This window comes from Vibrio iocasae (genome assembly GCF_042245395.1).
Taxonomy (GTDB): Bacteria; Pseudomonadota; Gammaproteobacteria; order Enterobacterales; family Vibrionaceae; genus Vibrio; species Vibrio iocasae.
Window position 1 is genome coordinate 590,058 of the sequence record NZ_CP145311.1, and the last position, 20,771, is coordinate 610,828.

The 20,771-nt window shown below is 43.8% G+C and carries 22 protein-coding genes; 20 read left to right on the plus strand and 2 right to left on the minus strand.

Features of this window, described 5'->3' with window-relative positions:
• Positions 1-14: 14 nt before the first annotated feature.
• Complete coding sequence (locus tag SNR28_RS12345) at positions 15-503, minus strand: CBS domain-containing protein (RefSeq protein WP_375752772.1); 489 nt, start codon at positions 501-503, stop codon at positions 15-17.
• 275 nt (positions 504-778) lie between these two features.
• Between SNR28_RS12345 and queA the strand changes: the two genes are divergently transcribed.
• The 5 genes from queA to secF all read left to right on the plus strand — a co-directional run bounded on the left by queA (position 779) and on the right by secF (position 6,557).
• On the plus strand, positions 779-1,828 hold the full coding sequence (gene queA / locus SNR28_RS12350) for a tRNA preQ1(34) S-adenosylmethionine ribosyltransferase-isomerase QueA (RefSeq protein ID WP_375752774.1): 1,050 nt from the start codon (positions 779-781) through the stop codon (positions 1,826-1,828).
• A 263-nt stretch (positions 1,829-2,091) separates the two neighbouring features.
• Entirely contained in the window at positions 2,092-3,216 is a 1,125-nt protein-coding gene (gene tgt, locus SNR28_RS12355; RefSeq protein ID WP_375752775.1) for a tRNA guanosine(34) transglycosylase Tgt, read from the plus strand.
• Between the two features lie 170 nt (positions 3,217-3,386).
• Entirely contained in the window at positions 3,387-3,722 is a 336-nt protein-coding gene (yajC, locus tag SNR28_RS12360; RefSeq protein WP_375752776.1) for a preprotein translocase subunit YajC, read from the plus strand.
• Positions 3,723-3,743: 21 nt separating this feature from the next.
• A complete protein-coding gene (gene secD, locus SNR28_RS12365) occupies positions 3,744-5,600 on the plus strand; it encodes a protein translocase subunit SecD (protein ID WP_375752778.1) in 1,857 nt (618 codons plus the stop codon).
• Positions 5,601-5,609: 9 nt separating this feature from the next.
• Entirely contained in the window at positions 5,610-6,557 is a 948-nt protein-coding gene (gene secF / locus SNR28_RS12370) for a protein translocase subunit SecF (RefSeq protein WP_375752780.1), read from the plus strand.
• Between the two features lie 309 nt (positions 6,558-6,866).
• On the opposite strand, the gene suhB is transcribed toward secF, so the two are convergent.
• The gene (gene suhB, locus SNR28_RS12375) at positions 6,867-7,670 is read right to left on the minus strand and encodes an inositol-1-monophosphatase (RefSeq protein ID WP_375752781.1); all 804 of its coding nucleotides are present in this window, start codon (positions 7,668-7,670) and stop codon (positions 6,867-6,869) included.
• A 463-nt stretch (positions 7,671-8,133) separates the two neighbouring features.
• On the opposite strand from suhB, the gene trmJ reads away from it, so the two are divergent.
• The 15 genes from trmJ (at position 8,134) to ispG (ending at position 20,757) form a co-directional block, all read left to right on the plus strand.
• Positions 8,134-8,862, plus strand: a complete 729-nt coding sequence (trmJ, locus tag SNR28_RS12380) for a tRNA (cytosine(32)/uridine(32)-2'-O)-methyltransferase TrmJ (protein WP_375752783.1) — start codon at positions 8,134-8,136, stop codon at positions 8,860-8,862.
• Between the two features lie 111 nt (positions 8,863-8,973).
• Complete coding sequence (gene iscR, locus SNR28_RS12385) at positions 8,974-9,480, plus strand: Fe-S cluster assembly transcriptional regulator IscR (protein ID WP_375752784.1); 507 nt, start codon at positions 8,974-8,976, stop codon at positions 9,478-9,480.
• A gap of 28 nt (positions 9,481-9,508) precedes the next feature.
• A complete protein-coding gene (locus tag SNR28_RS12390) occupies positions 9,509-10,723 on the plus strand; it encodes an IscS subfamily cysteine desulfurase (protein ID WP_375752785.1) in 1,215 nt (404 codons plus the stop codon).
• A gap of 24 nt (positions 10,724-10,747) precedes the next feature.
• Complete coding sequence (gene iscU, locus SNR28_RS12395) at positions 10,748-11,131, plus strand: Fe-S cluster assembly scaffold IscU (protein WP_375752787.1); 384 nt, start codon at positions 10,748-10,750, stop codon at positions 11,129-11,131.
• Between the two features lie 45 nt (positions 11,132-11,176).
• On the plus strand, positions 11,177-11,500 hold the full coding sequence (iscA, locus tag SNR28_RS12400) for an iron-sulfur cluster assembly protein IscA (RefSeq protein WP_375752788.1): 324 nt from the start codon (positions 11,177-11,179) through the stop codon (positions 11,498-11,500).
• 17 nt (positions 11,501-11,517) lie between these two features.
• Complete coding sequence (gene hscB, locus SNR28_RS12405; RefSeq protein ID WP_375752790.1) at positions 11,518-12,021, plus strand: co-chaperone HscB; 504 nt, start codon at positions 11,518-11,520, stop codon at positions 12,019-12,021.
• Positions 12,022-12,058: 37 nt separating this feature from the next.
• The gene (hscA, locus tag SNR28_RS12410; RefSeq protein WP_375752792.1) at positions 12,059-13,909 is read left to right on the plus strand and encodes a Fe-S protein assembly chaperone HscA; all 1,851 of its coding nucleotides are present in this window, start codon (positions 12,059-12,061) and stop codon (positions 13,907-13,909) included.
• Positions 13,910-13,967: 58 nt separating this feature from the next.
• Positions 13,968-14,306, plus strand: coding sequence for an ISC system 2Fe-2S type ferredoxin (fdx, locus tag SNR28_RS12415; protein ID WP_375752794.1), 339 nt, complete (start codon positions 13,968-13,970; stop codon positions 14,304-14,306).
• A 36-nt stretch (positions 14,307-14,342) separates the two neighbouring features.
• Positions 14,343-14,537 carry a Fe-S cluster assembly protein IscX gene (gene iscX, locus SNR28_RS12420; protein WP_375752795.1) on the plus strand — a complete coding sequence of 65 codons (195 nt, stop codon included), beginning with the start codon at positions 14,343-14,345 and terminating at the stop codon, positions 14,535-14,537.
• A gap of 268 nt (positions 14,538-14,805) precedes the next feature.
• Entirely contained in the window at positions 14,806-16,098 is a 1,293-nt protein-coding gene (gene pepB / locus SNR28_RS12425) for an aminopeptidase PepB (protein ID WP_375752797.1), read from the plus strand.
• Positions 16,099-16,180: 82 nt separating this feature from the next.
• Complete coding sequence (ndk, locus tag SNR28_RS12430; protein WP_375752798.1) at positions 16,181-16,615, plus strand: nucleoside-diphosphate kinase; 435 nt, start codon at positions 16,181-16,183, stop codon at positions 16,613-16,615.
• A 128-nt stretch (positions 16,616-16,743) separates the two neighbouring features.
• Complete coding sequence (locus tag SNR28_RS12435) at positions 16,744-17,862, plus strand: bifunctional tRNA (adenosine(37)-C2)-methyltransferase TrmG/ribosomal RNA large subunit methyltransferase RlmN (protein WP_375752800.1); 1,119 nt, start codon at positions 16,744-16,746, stop codon at positions 17,860-17,862.
• A gap of 60 nt (positions 17,863-17,922) precedes the next feature.
• Positions 17,923-18,648: a type IV pilus biogenesis/stability protein PilW gene (gene pilW / locus SNR28_RS12440; protein WP_375752802.1), complete on the plus strand. Its 726-nt coding sequence runs from the start codon at positions 17,923-17,925 to the stop codon at positions 18,646-18,648.
• A 19-nt stretch (positions 18,649-18,667) separates the two neighbouring features.
• Positions 18,668-19,624, plus strand: coding sequence for a cytoskeleton protein RodZ (gene rodZ, locus SNR28_RS12445; RefSeq protein ID WP_375752804.1), 957 nt, complete (start codon positions 18,668-18,670; stop codon positions 19,622-19,624).
• A gap of 8 nt (positions 19,625-19,632) precedes the next feature.
• Positions 19,633-20,757: a flavodoxin-dependent (E)-4-hydroxy-3-methylbut-2-enyl-diphosphate synthase gene (gene ispG, locus SNR28_RS12450; protein WP_375752805.1), complete on the plus strand. Its 1,125-nt coding sequence runs from the start codon at positions 19,633-19,635 to the stop codon at positions 20,755-20,757.
• Positions 20,758-20,771 lie beyond the last annotated feature (14 nt).

Genomic DNA, 20,771 nt, shown 5'->3' on the forward strand with positions numbered 1-20,771 from the left:
CAGTTAAACACAACTTATAGTTCGTTGAGTTCGTCGTCGTACTCTTCTTCTTCGAAGTCCTGGAACTCACCTTCTTCTGGTTCTACTTCTTCCTGAAGTTCAAGTAAATGAATTGCAATCGTAACAAAGTCACTGTCAGTGATAATGCCAACGAGCAGCCCATTGTCTACAACAGGCAGGCACCCAACTTTATGCTTTTGCATATACGTTGCACTTTCTTTAAGTCCTGCATTTGGATCAACCGTCATCACATTTTTACGCATTGCGATATCTAATGGCGTAGTCAATGTATGAGATTTTTCTTCTGGAATTTTTTGTAAGCTGGACTCTTGTGCAGATAAAACATCACGTTGTGTAACCACCCCTAATAAGTGGTGATCCGTATCAACAACAGGGACATGGCGTATATCGTGCTCTTCCATTAAGTGTTTCGCATCTGCAAGAGAGTTCGACCGCAACAGGGTATGAGGGTTGCGAGTCATCATGTCTTCAACTTTGATCATCCCGACCTCCTGTAATTATTGTTCTAACTGGTTGATATGGTTTATCAACCTTTTATTAACTATAGGATTATTTAACGTATATATCTGCGAGGTGACCCCATTTTTTGATCGATTTTTGTAACGGAAAAATATGTCACATTAAGTTACAAAATGAATTACGGAATAATGTTTATTTTGACCAATTATTTTCCCTCTATTTCTTGCTATTAGCGGGCTTGAGCCTATACTACCCGATGCTAAATTTTTAACTTCAACTCGCCCCAAAAGAGCAGTCTATGCAAGTATCCGATTTCCATTTTGAATTACCCGATGAACTCATTGCCCGCTACCCGAAAGCAGAGCGCTCTTCGAGCCGCTTATTGCAATTAAGTGGTGAAACCGGGCAGGTAACAGATAGATCGTTCAAGGATGTACTTGATCTGGTGGAAGAGGGTGATCTTCTGGTTTTCAATAATACTCGTGTAATTCCTGCCCGTGTGTTTGGTAGGAAAGCCAGTGGCGGCAAGTTAGAAGTGCTTGTAGAGCGTATGCTTGATGAAAACACAATTCTGGCGCATGTTCGTTGTTCTAAATCTCCTAAGCCAGGAACAGAACTTTTCCTAGGAGAAGAGGACCAATATAAGGCAGAAATGGTAGCGCGACATGATGCGTTATTTGAGATTCGTATGAAGTCAGACAAATCGGTTCTGGATATCCTGAATGATGTCGGTCATATGCCGCTTCCTCCTTACATTGACCGTCCTGACGAAGACGCAGATAAAGAGCGCTATCAAACAGTTTACAATGAAAAACCGGGTGCAGTAGCAGCGCCAACTGCAGGTCTCCATTTTGATGACGAACTGCTGGAAAAAATTAAACAGAAAGGTGCTGAGTTTGCCTACGTTACGCTTCATGTTGGTGCTGGTACGTTCCAACCCGTGCGTGTAGACAATATTCATGACCACCATATGCACGCTGAGTATGTTGAAGTAACTCAGGAAGTTGTTGATGCTATCAATGCTACAAGAGCTCGCGGTGGACGCGTTATTGCTGTCGGTACGACATCAGTTCGTTCTCTTGAAAGTGCGGCTCAGAGTGCTCTAAAGAATGGTACAGAACTTGTGCCGTTTTTCGATGATACTGAAATTTTTATTTACCCGGGATATGAGTATCAACTTGTGGATTGTTTGATTACTAACTTTCACTTGCCAGAATCTACATTGATCATGCTAGTGAGTGCGTTTGCCGGGTATGAGAATGTTATGGCAGCGTATAAGCATGCGGTGGAGCAAGAGTACCGCTTCTTCTCCTACGGAGATGCGATGTTTGTGACTAAAAAGGGCTGATTGCTTCACCAGTTACACGATAGCTACGTCAAAAGTGCTCATTTACTATCGTAAACTCCGCGCTTTTTCCTTGCTCTAGTGAAACTGGCTTTGCAATAAGTCTTTTTAGAGTACTTAAGAAAAGATATTAACTTGTTCCTACGCTCCTGCGTGGGAATACATGCAGTAATCAAAGCTGTGTGAATAAATCAAAGGCGATGAGCTACGCTTATCTTGCCGAATTTAAAACCGCCAGACTGTTTCTCTGGCACATTGGAGGCTTCGTGAAATACGAACTATTTAAAAAACAAGGTAATGCACGTCGTGGTCAGCTGACATTCGAACGTGGTACGGTTCAAACTCCTGCGTTTATGCCTGTAGGTACTTACGGTACCGTTAAAGGTATGACTCCAGAAGAGGTTAAAGGTACTGGTGCAGAAATTCTGCTTGGTAACACCTTCCACCTTTGGTTACGTCCTGGCCAGGAAATCATGAAAATGCATGGTGACCTGCATGACTTTATGAACTGGCATGGCCCAATTCTTACCGATTCAGGCGGTTTCCAGGTATTCAGTCTTGGTGATATCCGTAAGATCACTGAAGAGGGGGTTCATTTCCGTAACCCTGTAAACGGTGACAAGATCTTCATGGATGCTGAAAAATCAATGGAGATTCAGAAAGATCTGGGCTCTGACATCGTCATGATTTTTGATGAGTGTACGCCTTACCCGGCGACTCATGCAGAAGCTAAGAAATCGATGGAAATGTCACTTCGTTGGGCAAAGCGTAGCCGTGACCACTTCAACAAGCTTGAGAACCCAAATGCTCTATTTGGTATTGTTCAGGGCAGTGTTTACGAAGATCTACGTGATGTTTCCGTAGAAGGTCTTACTGACATTGGCTTTGACGGCTATGCTGTTGGTGGTCTGGCTGTTGGTGAACCTAAAGAAGATATGCATCGCGTACTTGAGCATACTTGTCCTCAACTACCTGAAGATAAGCCTCGTTACTTGATGGGTGTTGGTAAGCCTGAAGACCTTGTTGAAGGTGTTCGTCGCGGTATTGATATGTTTGACTGTGTTATGCCAACTCGTAACGCGCGTAACGGTCACTTGTTTGTTACTGGTGGCGTGATCAAGATTCGAAATGCGAAGCATAAAACAGATACAGGTCCACTAGATGAGCACTGTGATTGCTACACATGTCAGAATTATTCTAAGTCTTACCTGCATCATCTTGATCGCTGTAACGAAATTTTAGGTGCACGTCTTAATACTATCCATAACTTACGTTACTATCAGCGTTTGATGGAGAGTATCCGCAAGGCGATTGACGAAGATCGTTTTGATGCGTTTGTAGAAGAGTTCTACGCTCGTCGTGATCGTGAAGTTCCACCTTTGAATAAATAAGGCTTATATTTAAGTCTTTATAGATTCGCTCAATAGTAGATCCAGATCTAAGTTGAGCGATTTGAAGCATGGAGTTGCTTACATGTTGGGTGTTTAGACCTTGAAAAGAAGTGTTTAGCACCCAATAGAGTATACAAATTAAAACTTTTATTAATAGAGGACGTTTTTGAATGAGTTTTTTCATTTCTCAAGCTCACGCAGCTGCTGAAGGCGCAGCACCGGGTGGTGGTTTCGAAATGCTAATCATGCTTGGCATGTTTGCAGTTATTTTCTACTTCATGATTTACCGCCCACAGAATAAGCGTGTAAAAGAGCACAAAGCACTGATGGCATCTATGTCTAAAGGCGATGAAGTTCTAACAGGCGGTGGTCTGGTTGGTAAGATTGTAAAAATCGCTGAAGACAACGACTACATCTCAATTGCCCTAAATGACAACAATGAAGTAACTATCAAAAAAGACTACGTTACAGCAGTGCTGCCAAAGGGTACGCTTAAATCTCTATAATAAGGCTTAAGGGTCCTCACTGTGCTGAACCGTTATCCATTATGGAAGTATCTGATGGTGGTTTTTGCCATTCTCATCAGTGCGCTATATGCCCTTCCAAATATCTACGGTGAAGATCCAGCAATTCAAATTACAGGGGCGCGTGGCGCCTCTGTTGATATGGCGACGCTGGATTCTGTCACCCAAGCTCTTGATGAAAAGAGCCTTTCTCATAAATCCATTGCATTAGAAAATGGATCAATTCTTGTTCGTTTTGGCGATACAGATACTCAGATCAGTGCTCGTGATATTATCAGCGAAGCTTTAGATGACGATGTTGTTGTTGCGCTTAACCTAGCACCTGCAACACCTGATTGGCTTGAGTCTATTGGAGCTGCTCCAATGAAGCTTGGCCTTGACCTTCGTGGTGGTGTTCACTTCCTTATGGAAGTTGATATGGATGCTGCGATGGATAAGCTACTGAGCCAGCAGGAAGAGGCATTCCGAACTGAGCTGCGTGAAGAAAAGATTCGTTACCGTGCTATCCGTAAGCAGGGTAAAGAAGCGGTAGAAATTGTTCTTCGCAACGCTGAGCAACTCGAACAAGCTAAACGTGTTTTGAGCACTCAGCATCAAGACATGGTGTTTACTGATTCAGACAGCAATGGACAGTTTTTGTTAACCGCGACGTTCAGCGAAGCACGTCTTGCAGAGGTTCGTAACTACGCTGTTGAGCAGAATATTACTATCCTTCGTAACCGTGTAAACGAGTTGGGTGTAGCCGAGCCGCTAGTTCAGCGTCAGGGCGCCAGCCGTATCGTAGTTGAACTACCTGGTGTGCAGGACACTGCCCGAGCAAAAGAAATTCTTGGTGCTACAGCAACGCTGGAATTCCGTGAAGTTGATGACAAAGCGGACCTTGCAGCAGCAGCGAGTGGCCGTGTTCCAGCAGGAAGTGAGCTTAAGCTAGACCGTGATGGCCGTCCGGTTGTTCTTAAGAAGCGCGTTATTCTTGGTGGTGAGAGCATTACTGATGCAAGCTCTAGCAACGATGAGTATGGCCGTCCTCAGGTAAACATTTCACTGGATAGTGAAGGTGGTAACAAGATGTCAGCATTCTCTAAGAAGAATGTTGGTAAGCTGATGGCTACCGTGTTTGCTGAGTACAAAGATAGCGGACGCAAAACACCTGAAGGTAAAGTGATCCTGGATAAACACGAAGAAGTGATTAACCAGGCAACGATTCAGACTGCGCTTGGCCGTAATTTCCGAATTACTGGTATCGATTCTCCTGCAGAAGCACACAACCTAGCACTGCTACTTCGTGCTGGTGCACTGATTGCTCCTATCTCAATTGTTGAAGAACGTACGATTGGTCCTTCTATGGGTCAACAGAACATCGATATGGGTATCCAGGCATGTATCTGGGGTATGGTAGCTGTAATGCTATTTACTCTTATTTACTACCGCAAGTTTGGTCTGTTCGCGAACATGGCGTTGATTGCTAACTTGGTTCTGATTATTGGTGTTATGTCGATGATCCCTGGTGCAACAATGACTCTGCCAGGTATCGCAGGTATCGTTCTTACCGTAGGTATGGCCGTCGATGCCAACGTTCTGATATTTGAACGTATACGTGAAGAGCTGCGCGAAGGCAGAAACCCTCAGCAAGCGATCCACCAGGGTTATGCGAATGCGTTTAGTACCATTGCCGATGCGAACATCACAACGCTGATTACAGCGATCATTCTGTTTGCTGTTGGTACAGGTGCAATCAAAGGTTTTGCCGTGACTCTGTCTATCGGTATTCTGACGTCTATGTTTACAGCCATTATTGGTACACGTTGTATCGTGAACCTTCTGTATGGTGGTAAGCGTATTAATAAATTGTCGATCTAAGGAAAAGTTATGTTTCAGATAATGAAGGCAGACAAAACGATCGACTTTATGCGTTGGTCGAAAGTGACGTTTGTACTTTCTATCGTTGTTATTCTAGGTGCGATCTTTACTTTATCTACTAAGTGGATGAACTGGGGATTGGACTTTACCGGTGGTACGTTGATCGAAGTTGGTTTCGAACAGCCAGCAGATCTAGAAAAGATTCGTACTTCACTTGAAGCGAAAGGCTTTGGTGATGCAACTGTTCAGAACTTCGGAAGTGCTCGTGAGGTGATGGTTCGCCTACGTCCTCGTGAAGATGCGCAAGGTGAAAAACTGGGTAACCAGATCCTTGATGCTCTGAAAGAGGGTACTGGTGAAGAAGTAGAAATGCGCCGTATCGAGTTCGTTGGTCCTAACGTAGGTGATGAGCTGACTGAGGCGGGTGGTCTAGCGATCATCGTTTCTCTAATCTGTATCCTGATTTATGTATCGATGCGATTTGAATGGCGTTTGGCTGCGGGTGCGGTATTAGCACTTGCTCACGACGTTATCATTACGCTTGGTGTGTTCTCGTTCTTACAGATCGAAGTCGACCTGACGATTGTTGCGGCACTGCTTACGGTAGTTGGTTACTCACTCAACGATACCATCGTTGTATTTGACCGTATCCGTGAGAACTTCCGTAAAATGCGTAAAGGCGAGCCGGCTGACATCATGAACGCCTCTATTACGCAAACACTAAGCCGTACATTGATTACGTCTGCAACAACCTTGTTTGTAGTTATCGCACTGTTTACTCAAGGTGGTGCTAACATTCATGGTTTTGCAACGGCATTGCTACTGGGTATCGTTGTAGGTACTTACTCGTCTATCTATGTTGCTTCGGCACTGGCTCTGAAACTGGGTATCCAGAAAGAGCACCTAATGCCACCTCAGATAGATAAAGAAGGTGCTGAGTTTGATGAGATGCCATAACGGTTAATATCGTTAGCGTTTTACAAATTATTGATTCTGAAGCCGCAGTGAAAACTGCGGCTTTTTTTGTAGGTTTATAAGTGATAGGTGACAGGACGGACTTTGTCCTACAGGTTGTACAGAGCTTGATGGAAATGGTTATCTTGGATACTCAAGTTAGTCGCTAAGTATGCATTAATACGCCTTAGCGTTGGAACGAGTGGTGGATTGTAAGTATAAAAAAGCCCCTACCAACTTAGTTGGTAGGGGCTTAACTGGTTTCAGCTGTGACGGGCTAAGAAACCAGCTATTCGAATAATCTTTGGCGAATTACTTAAGAATCGCTTCGTTACCGTGCTCACGGATGGTAGTCAGGATAGACTTAACACCACGTGCACTTGAACCAACTAGGTTACCAGATTGCATGTAGTTTGTGCCGCCTGAGAAATCAGTCAGGATTGCACCTGCTTCACGGGCGATAAGCTCACCAGCAGCCATGTCCCACGGCTTAAGACCTAGCTCAAAGTAACCATCTACACGGCCAGCAGCAAGGTAACATAGATCAAGAGCAGCAGAACCCGCGCGACGGAAGTCAGCACAGTCTACAAATAGTGAAGACATGATCTTGAAGTATGTTTCTGAGTGCTGCTTTTGCTTGAACGGGAAGCCAGTAGCAAGGATTGCACCCTGAAGATCTTTAATTGGGTTTACTCGGATACGAGCATTGTTTAGTTGTGCACCACTACCACGCTGTGCTGTGAATAGTTCGTTCAGCATTGGGTCGTATACACAAGCTACTTCAGTACGGCCATTCAGGCGAACTGCGATAGAAACTGAGAACTGAGGGAAACCTTTAACAAAGTTAGTGGTGCCATCCAGAGGGTCGATGATCCACTGTGCGTCTTTATCTTTACCTTCGATAAGACCACCTTCTTCACCGATGATACTGTGCTCAGGGTAAGAGCTTTTGATTGTATCAATGATGATCGCTTCGGCTTCTTTGTCTACGTTTGTAACAAAGTCATTAGTGCCTTTCTGAGATGTTTGAATTTTCTCAGCGTTTTCTAGAGATTTGGCAATATGGTTGCCTGCTTTTCGTGCAGCACGAATAGCAATGTTTAGCATAGGATGCATACAAATATACCCAACGGATGTTAAAGAACAGAAAGCGGCGGCGAGTATACCAAAGTTTCTAAAAAAAGGAAGTGGTTATTTTTTGTTCTACTTAATAGGCAGTGAAGGCCATCAGGTATGCTCTACTACACAAGCCGCATAATAATTGCAGTGGACAAAGGATTTTTGTTCTATGCATGCTTATTCCATAGAGCATACCTGACAGCCAATTGTGTATTTATATAAAGCATTAAAAAAAACAAGACAAAGTAGAGAGATCTCAGGTGTAGGTGGGCAGGTGTTAATTAGCAGACCCTTCGTGCCATGGATGGCATGTCGGAGCCCCATGGATGGGTTTATGCGTGTCTGTGTTTAACTCCTGTCCATCTGCTTTGGTTGGCAAATTCTAGATTGAAAACGTTAATTCCAATTTTCGATATGTTAATATCTCGCCCCTTAACAGATTTAATCAGGTTACTCCCGAATGCTAGAAAACGTAAAAATTGTTCTTGTTGGAACATCCCACTCCGGAAACATTGGCTCTGCGGCCAGAGCGATGAAAGTGATGGGGTTGAGTAACCTTGTATTGGTGGATCCTCAATGTGAAGTTGATGAACAAACATTAGCGCTGGCAGCCGGTGCTGGTGATATTGCTCAAAATGCGACAATCGTAAATACGCTGGAAGAGGCGATTGCGGATTGTGGTTTGGTGGTTGGTTCTAGTGCGCGTTCGAGAACACTTGAGTGGCCAATGCTTGAGCCTCGCGAATGTGGCGAAAAATTTGCAGTTGAAGGTGAATCTCACCCTGTTGCATTGATTTTTGGACGTGAGCGCACTGGCCTTACGAATGATGAGCTTCAGAAGTGTCATTTCCATGTTTGTATTCCTGCAAACCCAGAATATAGCTCTCTGAACCTCGCAATGGCGGTTCAGACTCTTTCTTATGAAGTAAGAGTTGCTTTCCTGGAAAGACAAAATGCAGCACATCCAACAACCGAAATAGAGTACCCACGTCACAAAGAGCTAGAGATGTTCTATCAACACCTTGAAAAAGTGATTGTTGATACCCAATTTATCTCTGAAGATAAGCCTAATCAGGTAATGAACAAGCTGCGTCGCCTTTTCAGCAGAGCACGACCAGAAATACAGGAAATTAATACTTTACGAGGCATTTTAACCTCCGTAGAGAAGTCCCTGAAGAGTGAAAAATAACCACTTTTTGAAGAAGGTTAAATACCTGACTATTTTAGTCAAATAAATACTTGACCAAATCTGTCAGGTATGAAAAACTTCCTGTAATTACTTGTCGTGGATACATGCATTATGAGACTTACATCGAAAGGAAGATATGCGGTAACAGCTATGCTGGATGTCGCACTACATTCGCAGGAATCACCTGTCCCTCTTGCTGATATTTCGGAGCGACAAGGCATTTCGCTCTCTTATCTAGAGCAGCTTTTTTCTAAGTTGAGAAAAGCAGGTTTGGTAGCGAGTGTTCGTGGTCCGGGCGGAGGCTATCGCTTAGGAACAGACGCTTATAAGATTTCTATCGGTACCGTTATTTCAGCGGTTGATGAATCTGTAGATGCAACTAAATGTTCTGGTAAAGGTGATTGTCAGGGTGGTACACGATGCCTGACACATACACTATGGCGCGATCTTAGCAACCGAATCAGTGATTTTCTTGACAATATCACACTCGGTGAGCTGATGAATGACAATGAAGTGTTAGAGATTTCTGACCGTCAGGATATCGAACTGGTGGTTAATAATAGTGGGTTTAAAACAACAACAAGCACTGCTCCACTCAGTGCAAATGTACGCTCTTAAACGCGGCAATTTTTCACCGGAGTAAAGAATGAAACTGCCAATATATTTTGATTATTCAGCAACATGCCCAGTTGACCCAAGAGTAGCTGAAAAAATGGTTCAGTACATGACTATGGATGGAACGTTCGGTAACCCTGCGTCGCGTTCTCACCGTTATGGCTGGCAGGCGGAAGAAGCAGTTGACACTGCTCGAGAGCAAATTGCAGACCTGCTAAATGCAGATCCGCGTGAAATCGTATTTACATCTGGTGCAACAGAATCAGATAACCTTGCTATTAAAGGTGCTGCGCACTTTTATGGCAAAAAAGGTAAGCACATCATTACCTGCAAAACAGAACACAAAGCTGTTCTTGACCCATGTCGTCAGTTAGAGCGTGAAGGCTACGAAGTCACTTATCTTGAGCCAGAATCAAACGGTATTATTGACCTGAACAAACTTCAGGAAGCTATTCGTGAAGATACGATTCTGATTTCTATTATGCACGTGAACAACGAAATCGGTGTCATCCAAGACATCAATGCGATTGGTGAGTTGTGCCGTGAGCGTAAGATTATTTTCCACGTAGATGCAGCACAGTCTGCAGGTAAACTTCCTATCGACGTACAGGAAATGAAAGTTGACCTGATTTCTCTGTCTGCACACAAAATTTATGGACCAAAAGGTATTGGTGCACTTTACGTTCGTCGTAAGCCTCGCATTCGACTTGAAGCTCAAATGCACGGTGGTGGTCATGAGCGTGGTTTCCGCTCTGGTACTTTGCCAACTCATCAGATCGTCGGCATGGGTGAAGCTTTCCGTGTAGCGAAAGAAGATATGCAGAAAGACTATGACCACGCTAAAGCATTGCGTAACAGACTGCTTGAAGGTCTGAAGGACATGGAAGCTGTGACTATCAATGGTGACCTGGAACAGCGTTTACCAAATAACCTCAACATCAGTTTTGCATTTGTTGAAGGTGAGTCGTTGCTGATGTCATTAAAAGATTTGGCGGTATCTTCTGGTTCAGCGTGTACGTCAGCAAGTCTTGAACCTTCGTACGTATTACGTGCGCTAGGTCTTGATGACGAGCTTGCACATAGCTCAGTACGTTTTTCATTCGGCCGTTTTACAACGGAAGAAGAAGTAGACTACGCAGCAGAACAGATTCGCGTAGCAGTAAACAAACTAAGAGAAATGTCCCCTCTATGGGATATGTATAAAGAAGGCATTGATTTGAACACTGTTGAGTGGGCTCATCATTAATCTTGAGGAAGTGAGGAATTAATTATGGCTTACAGTGAAAAAGTAATCGATCACTATGAAAACCCACGTAACGTTGGCTCATTTGAGAAAGATGATCCAAACGTAGGTAGCGGCATGGTTGGCGCTCCTGCATGTGGTGACGTAATGAAACTTCAGATCAAAGTAACACCTGAAGGCATTATCGAAGATGCTAAGTTCAAAACTTACGGTTGCGGTAGCGCAATTGCATCTAGCTCACTTGTTACAGAGTGGGTAAAAGGTAAGAGTCTTGACGAAGCTGCATCAATTAAAAATGCTGAAATTGCGGAAGAACTAGAACTGCCTCCAGTTAAAGTTCACTGCTCAATTCTTGCAGAAGACGCAATTAAAGCTGCGGTTTCTGATTATAAGAAGAAGCACCAGGAATAAGTAAAAATTTTACTGATAATAAGAGACAAAAGATAAGGTTGTAGTATGGGCATCACCATGACAGAAGCGGCAGCAAGTCGCGTAAAAGCATTTCTGGATAACAGAGGCAAGGGATTAGGTTTGCGTCTGGGTGTTAAAACGACAGGATGCTCAGGGATGGCATACGTCTTAGAATTTGTCGATCAGTTAAATGAAGAAGACCAGATGTTTACCGAAAAAAATGTAAATATCATCATTGATCCTAAGAGTCTGGTCTACCTGGATGGTACTGAGTTGGACTTTGTAAAAGAAGGTCTTAATGAAGGCTTCCAATTTAACAACCCTAACGTCAAAGATGAATGTGGTTGTGGTGAAAGCTTTACTGTGTAAGAACGACATCTCTTTTTATGAATCACTTTGAATTATTCGGGCTACCAATCCAGTTTAAGCTGGATGGTAGCCTTCTTTCTGCCCAATTCCGAGAGCTGCAAAAACGCTTTCATCCTGATAACTTTTCTACGGCATCTGAAAGAGATCGACTTCTGTCTGTACAGAAGGCCGCTCAAATTAATGATGCTTATCAGGTTTTAAAGAATCCTGTTTCACGCATTGAATACCTGCTTACCCTCAATGGACTAGACATCAGCCATGAAAAACAGACAGTGAAAGATCCTATGTTTTTGATGGAACAGATGGAGTTAAGGGAAGAGCTAGAAGAGATCACATCTGATGATGCGCTTTTTGACTTTGATTCTAAGGTCAGCAAAATGTACAAACAACAGCTTGCTGATACTGAAAAAGAGTTAGATGACGCTCAGTGGGAACTTGCTGCTGAGAGCGTGAGAAAGCTTAAATTTATTGCCAAATTAAAAAATGAAATAGAGCGGGTTGAAGACAAGCTTCTTGCCTAACCCTCATCTAAAGCGTGATATAAAATAGGGACGCTTAATGTTACTTCAAATTGCTGAGCCGGGACAAAGCCCTGCTCCTCACCAACAAAAACTCGCTGCGGGTATTGATTTAGGAACAACAAACTCTTTGGTTGCTTCCGTCCGTAGTGGTGAAGCTAAGCCTTTAGTTGACGCTCAGAACAGAGCAATTCTGCCTTCAGTTGTTCATTATACTTCTGAAGAAAATCAAGTTGGGCATGAAGCGAGAGAGAATGCTCAAAGTGACCCTCAAAACACGATTATTTCGGTTAAAAGGCTGATTGGTCGCTCACTGGCGGATATAAACAAACGTTATCCAACTCTTCCTTATCAATTTGAAGAAAGCGATAACGGCTTACCGCTTCTTAAAACCGAAGATGGCCTTAAGAACCCAATTCAGGTTTCTGCTGATATTCTAAAAGCGTTGAATGCTCGAGCAGAAGAATCACTGGGTGGTGAACTTGAAGGTGTGGTTATTACTGTTCCTGCATACTTTGATGACGCTCAAAGGGCAGGTACTAAAGATGCTGCCACTTTAGCTGGTTTAAAGGTACTGCGTTTACTTAACGAACCTACTGCTGCGGCAATTGCCTATGGCCTGGATTCAGGTCAGGAAGGCATTATTGCTGTCTATGATTTGGGCGGTGGTACTTTTGATATCTCTATCCTTCGCCTTTCTAAAGGCGTATTCGAAGTGCTGGCAACGGGTGGTGATTCAGCTTTGGGTGGTGATGATTTTGACCATCTTGTAGCAGAGCACTTCCAATCTCAAATTGGACTGGAGTCACCGCTTACTGCTGAGCAGAATCGTGCGCTATTAGATGCTGCGACAGAAGCGAAGATTGGACTTTCTCAGACAGATACCGTCGATGTTTCTGTATTAGGATGGGAAGGTTCTTTAACTCGTGAACAGTTCGAGTCATTGATTCAACCTTTGGTTAAAAAGACATTAATGTCTTGCCGTCGTGCCTTGAAAGATGCAGGTGTTGATGCAGAAGAAGTGATGGAAGTAGTTATGGTAGGCGGTTCTACCAGAACGCTTCTTGTGCGAGAAATGGTTGGTGACTTCTTTGGCCGTACTCCTCTAACTAACATCAACCCTGACGAAGTCGTTGCTATTGGTGCAGCTATTCAGGCTGACGTTTTAGCTGGTAACAAACCTGATGCAGAAATGCTGCTTCTTGATGTTATTCCTCTGTCTCTTGGTATTGAAACCATGGGCGGTTTGGTTGAGAAAATAGTTCCGCGTAACACTACGATTCCGGTGGCGAGAGCTCAGGAATTTACCACATTCAAAGATGGCCAGACTGGTATGCTTGTGCATGTCCTTCAGGGTGAACGGGAGATGGTCGATGATTGTCGTTCTCTGGCGAAATTCTCTTTAAAAGGCATTCCTCCAATGGCTGCAGGGGCTGCTCATATTCGGGTGACTTACCAGGTTGATGCTGATGGATTGCTTTCTGTTACAGCAATGGAGAAGAGTACTGGTGTACAGGCAGAGATTCAGGTGAAGCCATCTTATGGTTTGAGCGATGATGAAGTTGCGAACATGCTGAAAGACTCTATGACCTATGCCAAAGAAGACATGCTGGCGAGATCTTTGGCGGAACAGCGTGTCGAAGCGGATAGAGTTATTGAGGGCTTAATTGCGGCAATGCAAGCCGATGGTGATGCACTGCTTAGCGAAGAAGAGCGTGCAGAGCTACTAAAAGCGATTGAAGCGTTGATTGAGCTACGTAACGGTGACAATGCTGATGCGATAGAGCAGGGTATTAAGGACACAGATAAAGCGAGTCAGGAATTTGCTTCACGTCGTATGGATATGTCGATTCGTAAAGCGCTGGCTGGTCAGTCAGTCGACAACGTTTAAAAAATAAGTTTAAGCCCGAATAAGATTAAGCTCGATTTGAAATAAGGTAGAGAAAGTTATGCCGAAGATTATTGTATTACCGCATGAAGAGCTATGTCCGGATGGTGCGGTGCTGGAAGCAGATAGTGGTGAAACTGTTCTGGATGTCGCTTTAAAGAATGGTATTGGTATTGAGCATGCGTGTGAAAAATCATGCGCATGTACAACCTGTCACGTGGTTATTCGTGAAGGTTTTGACTCTTTGGAAGAGAGTGATGAGCTGGAAGACGATATGCTGGATAAAGCGTGGGGTCTTGAGCCAGAGTCTCGATTAGGTTGTCAGGCAAAAGTGGCAGATGAAGATTTGGTTGTCGAAATACCAAAGTACACGCTAAACCACGCATCAGAAGATCACTAATCAGTTATAGGTTTTAGTTTAGAGGATGGAAAAGTTATGAAGTGGACGGATTCATTAGATATTGCAATAGAGTTGGTTGAGAAGTTTCCGGATACCGATCCGAAGACGGTACGCTTTACCGATTTGCATAAGTGGATAACGGAACTTGAAGAGTTCGATGACGACCCAAATCGCTCGAATGAGAAAATCCTTGAAGCAATAATCCTGTGCTGGATGGATGAGATGGATTAAAACACCATTCTTCAATTTATTTAACAGTTTTTTATACAAATAGAAGGGCTTCGGCTCTTCTATTTTTTTTGTAATAGTGTAGCTTAAGTATTAACTCTGTTTTAAACGTTTCAGTTGTTCACTCCGCAGATACTCAAACACAAGAGAGCATTATTCCAGATGCGTTCTGAACCATTTTGTTCAGGCAATGACTAATACAACTGAAACCATCTCATAAAAGCAGCAAGTATTGAGACCATAGCTGCGTATAAAAAGACAAGGAGAAATCATGTCTACACAGATGCTAGTAAATATTTCAAATCAGGCAGCAGCACCACAGTGGGGTGAAAAAGCCATCCTTTCATTTGGTGACAATGGTGCAACGATTCATTTGGATGAAACTCATGATCTAGGCGCGATTCAAAAAGGTGCTCGTAAACTGATTGGTCAGGGTATTAAGTCAGTATCACTTCAGGGAGAAGGCTGGGGACTGGAAGAAATCTGGGCTTTTTATCAGGGTTACCGTACACCGAAAGGAAAACCTGAGATTGAGTGGACACCACTTGCAGAAGAAGATCAAAAAGAACTTGAGGCACGTGTTAAGTCTAGTGATTGGGTAAGAGATATTATCAATAAGCCTGCTGAGGAAGTGGCTCCGCGCCAGTTAGCAACTATGGCAGGTGAGTTTATCAAGTCACTTGCTCCTGAACATGTAACCTACAAAATCATTAAGGATAAAGACCTGCTGACTGAAGGCTGGGAAGGTATTTATGCGGTAGGGCGTGGTTCAGAGCGCACTTCCGCAATGCTTCAACTAGACTACAACCCGACTGGTGATGAAAACGCCCCTGTATTTGCGTGTTTGGTTGGTAAGGGAATCACCTTTGATTCGGGCGGTTATAGCCTCAAGCCTTCGAACTTCATGACATCTATGAAAGCGGATATGGGTGGCTCGGGAACCATTACTGGTGGCTTTGGACTAGCGATCATGCGAGGTCTGAACAAGCGAGTAAAACTGATTCTTTGCTGTGCTGAAAACATGATCTCTGGTCGAGCGCTTAAACTTGGTGATGTTATCAAGTACAAGAATGGTAAGACGGTTGAAATTTTAAATACCGATGCTGAAGGTCGCCTTGTTCTGGCAGACGGCTTGCTTTACGCAAGTGAACAAAACCCAGAGTTAATTATTGATTGTGCGACGTTAACCGGTGCGGCTAAAAATGCACTTGGTAACGACTACCACGCTTTGATGAGTTTCGATGAAGAGCTGTCTCATGTTGCTTTGGATAGTGCCCGTAAAGAAAAAGAAGGTTTATGGCCACTTCCGTTAGCGGACTTCCATCGTGGAATGCTGAGCTCAAACTTTGCAGATCTGGCGAACATCAGTAGTGGTGACTACACACCTGGAGCGAGTACAGCAGCGGCATTCTTGTCCTATTTTGTGAAAGAGCACAAAAAAGGGTGGTTACATTTTGACTGCGCGGCGACTTATCGTAAGACTGCTACAGATAAGTGGTCTGCAGGTGCGACAGGTATTGGTATTCGTACATTAGCTCGTATCCTTAATGAGCAGGCAAAATAAACATAAAATTATACTTATAAACAGGAGCTGCTCTAATCGTTTAGGGCGGCATTAGAAAGTAAAAGTAGTAAAAGGACACTCTATGGCCCTGGAAAGAACATTTTCAATCGTTAAGCCAGATGCAGTAAAAAGAAATCTGATTGGTGAAATCTACCATCGAATTGAGCAGGCAGGTTTGCAGATAGTTGCTGCTAAGATGCTACACCTGACAGATGAACAAGCGAGTGGTTTTTATGCAGAGCATGAAGGAAAACCATTCTTTGATGACCTTAAAGCGTTTATGACCTCAGGACCTGTAATGGTTCAGGTGCTTGAAGGTGAAAACGCGATCGAACGCTATCGTACACTTATGGGCAAAACAAACCCTGAAGAAGCCGCTTGCGGTACTATTCGTGCAGACTATGCCTTAAGTATGCGTTACAACTCGGTTCACGGTTCAGATAGCCCGGTATCAGCGGCTCGTGAGATAGAATTTTTCTTCCCTGAAGCAGAGATCTGCCCTCGACCAGCAGAGTAATTAAATAACTCCTTTCATTCCCACGCGTTGCGTGGGAATGCATACCTACATCACACTTTTCCTTGTTGAAACCGCTCAAACGCTGTACAATTCGCGCCCCTGTTTTAGTTCCGTCGTTGAGAGGCAACATGACCACTTCAAAAGTCAATCTAATGGATTTTGATCGCAAAGGACTTCGCGAGTATTTTGCGCAAGAGCTTGGTGAAAAAGCATTCCGTGCTGATCAGGTCATGAAGTGGATCTATCACTTTGGTTGCGATGACTTCAATCAGATGACCAACCTGAATAAGAAACTACGTGAAAAACTCTTAACGGTAGCTGAAATCAAGGCTCCTTATGTCTCTGATGCTCAGCACTCTTCAGACGGCACCATCAAGTGGGCAATGCGTGTTGGTGATCAGGACGTAGAAACTGTATATATTCCAGAAGATGATCGAGCAACGCTTTGTGTCTCTTCTCAGGTAGGTTGCGCACTGGAATGCAAGTTCTGTTCAACAGCGCAGCAAGGTTTTAACCGCAACCTCAAAGTATCTGAGATCATTGGTCAGGTGTGGCGAGCTGCTCGTGAGATCGGTCTTGAAAAAGAAACTGGTCGTCGCCCAATTACTAACGTAGTAATGATGGGTATGGGTGAGCCTCTTCTTAATATGAAGAACCTGCTTCCGGCACTTGAAATTATGTTGGATGACTTTGGTTTTGGCCTTTCTAAGCGTCGAGTAACCGTTTCAACATCCGGTGTTGTTTCTGGACTTGAGCAGATGACGAACAACATTGATGTGGCGCTGGCTATCTCTTTGCACGCACCAACGGATGAGCTTCGTCGCGAAATCATGCCGATAAACGATCGCTGGAATATCGAAGCGTTCCTTTCTGCCGTGCGCGAATACATTGCTTCTTCAAACGCAAACAGAGGCAAAGTGACGGTCGAGTATGTACTTTTGGATCATGTAAATGATGATATGGAACATGCAAGACAACTCGCAGAGTTACTGAAAGATACACCTTGTAAAATCAATCTGATTCCATTTAACCCTTACCCTGGTTCACCATACAACAAGCCAAGTAATTCTCGTATTGACCGTTTTATGAAAACGCTGATGCAGTACGAGAATACGGTAACAGTGCGTAAAACACGCGGTGACGATATTGATGCGGCTTGTGGTCAGCTTGTCGGAGATGTGATCGACCGTACAAAACGCACAAAACAGAACCAGTCAGGGGAACCTATCCCGGTAAAAAGCATCTGATTATCTGAACGATAGCCATGGATCCGGTGCAACTCTGACATAAATAGAGATTTGCTCCACATGAAAAGATGGTCAATGGCTACTTTTGTTGCTTGTTTTCTGGTTGGATGTGTTACAGTTAGCGAGCAAGAAGTGAATAGTAATTTCGATAGCTTGCAGGCTGCCAGAGCCAGAATTGTGCTTGGTTTGAGTTATCTAGATGCCGGAAATATGGTTAAGGCTAGAGAAAACCTCGAATTGGCGGTGAAGTACGCACCAGATTACTATCGTTCTTTAAATTCAATTGCTTACTACTACCAACAGGTCGGTGAGTTCGATCTTGCGGAGCAAGCATATATAAAAGCATTGCGGAAGTCTTCAGAGAACGGCGATCTGTTCAATAATTACGGTGCATTCTTATGTAAACGCGGCGAATACGATAAAGCTGATGAGTATTTTAACCGTGCTATTGAGCAGCCACATTACTACCGAGTGTCAGATAGCTATGAAAATGCAGCTGTTTGCGCTTTGAAAAAGGGTAATAAAAGGCAAGCCAAACACTATTTCAGGCGTTCTCTGAAACATGATCCTAACAGCCATATCTCTACTATCAAACTCTCCAGACTGGAGATCGAAGAAGGAGAGATAAATGCAGCGAGAGATCGACTTCTTAGGTTTCAACACAAATTTGGATACCGGCCAGCGAGTTTGGCTCTTTTAATAGAGTTAGAACAAAAAGCAGGTAATGAACACCTGGTGAGAGAGTACCGACAAACTCTGAATCGGCTGTATCCGGATTTCGAATAGATTTAGAAGTACATTGCGGATGAGTACGGAAAACGAGAATGTAATACCACAGGAAGCAGAGCTTGTTAAAGCAGGAGATTTGCTTCGTCAAAAACGTGAAGAGTTAGGCGTTTCACAAAAAGATATAGCAGATAGGCTGAGACTCAGAGTTTCAATTATCGAAAGTATCGACAATAACGATTTTGAATTTGATCATGTAGCTACGTTTACGCGTGGCTATTTGCGTTCTTACGCTAAGGCAGTTGGGCTGGATGAGAAAGAAGTTCTTTCTGCATTAGATGGTGCTGAGGATGCGCAGCATAGCCCGCAATCTATGCAGAGTTTTAGCCGTAAGACTAAGCGTGATAAGCATGATAGCCGCATAATAAGCCTGTCATGGATTATCTTCGCAGTAATTATTGGTATCTCATCAGTATGGTGGTACCAAAATCAACAAGATACTTTAGTTGAGGCGACTCAACAAGAGAGTCCTCAACCTGCGCTTGTTACTGAGCAGGATACAACGCCAGAACCTGTTCAGTTACCGGAAGTAAACACTTCAGAGTCAGAGGCAGTAGTTGAACCAGAAATCGTTGAAGAAGTGATTGAAGCTGAAGCAACGACAACTCCTGAACCTTTGGAGCCTGAAACTGAAGTTGTTGCTGAGGAACAAGAAGTTGCCCTGGAGCCGGAAACGCAGCCTGAAGAAGTAACTATCATCGAGATTACAGAAGAAGAGCCCGTTCAGTCAGAGGCGTTCGGGAATACTCTGGTCATGAACTTCTCAGCGGATTGCTGGGTTCAGGTTAAAGATGCAAATGGTAAGACATTGGTGACTGGCGTGAAAAAAGCAGGTCAGAACTTAAATGTAGCTGGTGAATTGCCGTATAGTGTCGTTTTAGGTGCTCCGGAAGGGGTAAAAATGACATTAGCAAGTGAACCTGTGGACCTTTCTGGGTATACTTCTGGCAAAGTCGCTCGATTCACTTTACCTTAGAAATCTATATGCAACACGAATCTCCTATAAAGCGTCGACCATCGACACGTATCTACGTGGGCGATGTGCCGATTGGTGATGGTGCACCAATCGCTGTTCAGTCGATGACAAACACTCGCACAACTGACATTGATGCAACTGTCGCACAGATTAAATCACTGGAAAAAGTCGGTGCAGATATCGTCCGTGTATCTGTACCAACAATGGATGCTGCGGAAGCATTTAAAGTGATTAAACAGCAAGTTTCAGTTCCTCTGGTTGCCGATATTCATTTTGACTACCGAATTGCGTTAAAAGTTGCTGAGTACGGTGTGGACTGTCTTCGTATTAACCCGGGTAATATCGGTAAAGAAGATCGCATTCGCGCAGTCGTTGATTGTGCTCGAGATAAAAACATACCTATCCGCATTGGTGTGAATGGCGGCTCTCTGGAAAAAGATATCCAGGAAAAATATGGGGAACCGACTCCGGAAGCCCTTGTAGAGTCTGCAATGCGCCACGTGGATATTCTTGACCGTCTTAACTTTGACCAGTTCAAAGTCAGCGTTAAAGCTTCCGATGTATTTCTTGCAGTAGATTCATACCGCTTACTTGCTCAGAAGATTGATCAACCTCTTCACCTTGGTATTACTGAGGCTGGCGGTGCTCGCGCAGGTTCAGTTAAATCAGCCGTGGGCCTTGGAATGCTGCTGGCAGAAGGGATTGGTGATACACTGCGTGTCTCTTTGGCTGCTGACCCAGTAGAAGAGATCAAAGTTGGTTTTGATATTCTTAAATCACTGAGAATTCGCTCACGAGGCGTTAACTTTATTGCTTGTCCGACATGTTCAAGACAGGAGTTCGACGTAATTAATACCGTCAATGCGCTCGAAGAGCGTTTAGAAGATATTATCACTCCAATGGATGTGTCTATCATTGGCTGTGTGGTTAACGGACCAGGCGAAGCGGAAGTCTCTCATATGGGCATTGCGGGTGGTAACCGCAAAAGTGCCTTTTATGAAGATGGCAAACGTCAGAAAGAGCGTTTTGACAACGATAATATTATCGACCAGCTAGAAGCTAAGATTCGTGCAAAAGCATCCATGCTAGATCAGGATAAGCGAATCGATATCAATCAAGTAGACGAAAACTAAATTCAACGATTACG